General features: G+C 44.5%; 1 protein-coding gene and 2 pseudogenes. 2 read left to right on the top strand and 1 reads right to left on the bottom strand.

All coding sequences use genetic code 11. The features are described 5' to 3' along the window. A pseudogene (locus M3090_RS15185) lies at positions 1 to 350 on the bottom strand (hypothetical protein); the annotation flags it as partial. Between the two features lie 269 nt (positions 351 to 619). Here M3090_RS15185 and M3090_RS15180 point away from each other — a divergent pair. Both M3090_RS15180 and M3090_RS15175 read left to right on the top strand, forming a co-directional pair. Further along, on the top strand, positions 620 to 1270 hold the full coding sequence (locus tag M3090_RS15180; RefSeq protein WP_204397427.1) for a hypothetical protein: 651 nt from the start codon (positions 620 to 622) through the stop codon (positions 1268 to 1270). 468 nt (positions 1271 to 1738) lie between these two features. Further along, positions 1739 to 1851, top strand: a pseudogene (locus tag M3090_RS15175) (TetR/AcrR family transcriptional regulator); the annotation flags it as partial.

Genomic DNA, 1851 nt, shown 5'->3' with positions numbered 1-1851 from the left:
ACGTGCTGTTCCGGGTCTAACCTGTACCCGTCAATCATGGCCGCGTTCTCTTCCGGCTTGCGGAACAAGTCCGCCATATCCTTGGCGGCAGCAAGCAGTTCCGCCGGGATGTGGTAGAAACGGAAGTCGGACGGGTTGTCAAACTGCCGTTTGAAATTGGAGAAGAAGGCTTCGAGGATGGATTCGCTGCGGCCGATTTTCAGGAAATCGCCGTCGGGCTTGGCCTTTGCCAGCGGCTGGGTCTTCAATGAGCCGTCCTGTTCGATGCGCTCTACCACATGGGGCTTGTTGCCGTCGGAAGCGTTGGTCATTACCAGCACTTCGTCTTTCATGTCCTTGAGGTTGTCCATATACAAATGAATTAAATCGTGAAACAATAAATTGATTGCGGCACGAAAGTAAACGGGCTGCCTTGCCGGGCAATGGGAAATCGGCGGACGGGAGGCAAGTGGCTATGGGGTGGCGTGAAGTGTCCGCCCGCTTCTTTTGAAAAAACATCCGACCACCCGGTTTGCCCTTCCGATTCTTTTCGTATCTTTGGGGCAGTGGGATTAGATATGTGCCTGACGGTGTGCTGAATACCGGGCAGGTTATTTACCATTAGCAATAAGATACGGCCATGAACATTAAAAGCAATATTTTAGGATGCCTTTCCTACATCGGAATAGCCATAGAGTTTCTGTTGATAATTCAAACCTATATATTCTTGGATATGGGGAAATACGGCTATATGTTGGTAACCGGAAGCCTTGCGGTGATTCCGTTTGCCATTATGTACTGGAATATGCGGAGAAGCCAAAGGCGGGAAGAAGACAACAAAAAGAAACACAAGGAATGGCTCCGTTCCAAAGGCGTTGCGTTGGAAGTGGATTTGAACAGTTGCAAAATTTCCGAAAACAAACGAACCGTCCATTATACCCGGATGGACATTCCTGCTTATTCGTTAAAAACACGTTTACATGCGCCTGCTTCACTGGATGAACCGGATTTGCCCTACCAATCATGGCGCAGCCAGAGTACGAATGCCAGCGAAGCACTTATGAATCCAGACCGGATGTATGAACCGTTTTCTTATGAACGCTGCTATTGCATCGTAAAAGCAACCTTGGATTACAAGGGTAAACGGACGCAGTTTTTCAGCGAACCCATACTGATGGACAAGTGCAGTTTGGGCGTTTTTCTTGCCTTGCATAAAAGCGGAATCATTTATGTCAATCCCCGAAATAAAAAGGACTACTTTTTCGACCTTGATTTCCTGAAACAGGAATGATTGATGGCAGATAAGATGATGAAACTCGAAGCCTTTGTAATAAGGAAAATCAAAAATTTCGGAACGATATGGACTATGTAAGCAGTATATGGAATGAATTTTCAAAAAACGATAATAATGATTGATATTGTAGGACTGGAAAGTATAGGCAAATATATTATTTGGCTATGGAGTAAATATGTAAAACGAAAACATATACCTTATATGGACCTTGAGTTTCATTATCCCAACTATCTCTTTATAGCATTGGGGAGTATTGTTGTTGTCATCTTTTTAGTTATAGCAATAACCTATTTTTCAATTGACTAACGTGAGTCCGATATAATTCAGAACATCGTAAGTTGCCCGTCTATGAGAAAATTGAGGTCATTGGCTGCACTTCATCTAATCGTTTTGCGCCAAATGCTTGCCATAAACACAATATTTCCTTATCTTCGCTGACCAAAAAACATAAACCTACGCATCAGCATGATAACCAACCGGGAAGAAATCATTGACAGGGCATTCGGGGTATTTGTCAGGATGAACTATGAGAAGGCAAGCATCATCACGCTTGCCAGAGCCTGCGGACTGACCAAGAC

Source organism: Bacteroides sp. ET71, assembly GCF_023336905.1.
Taxonomy (GTDB): domain Bacteria; phylum Bacteroidota; class Bacteroidia; order Bacteroidales; family Bacteroidaceae; genus Bacteroides.
The sequence above is the reverse complement of the archived record's forward strand: the minus strand, read 5'-3'. Positions and strand labels throughout refer to the sequence as shown.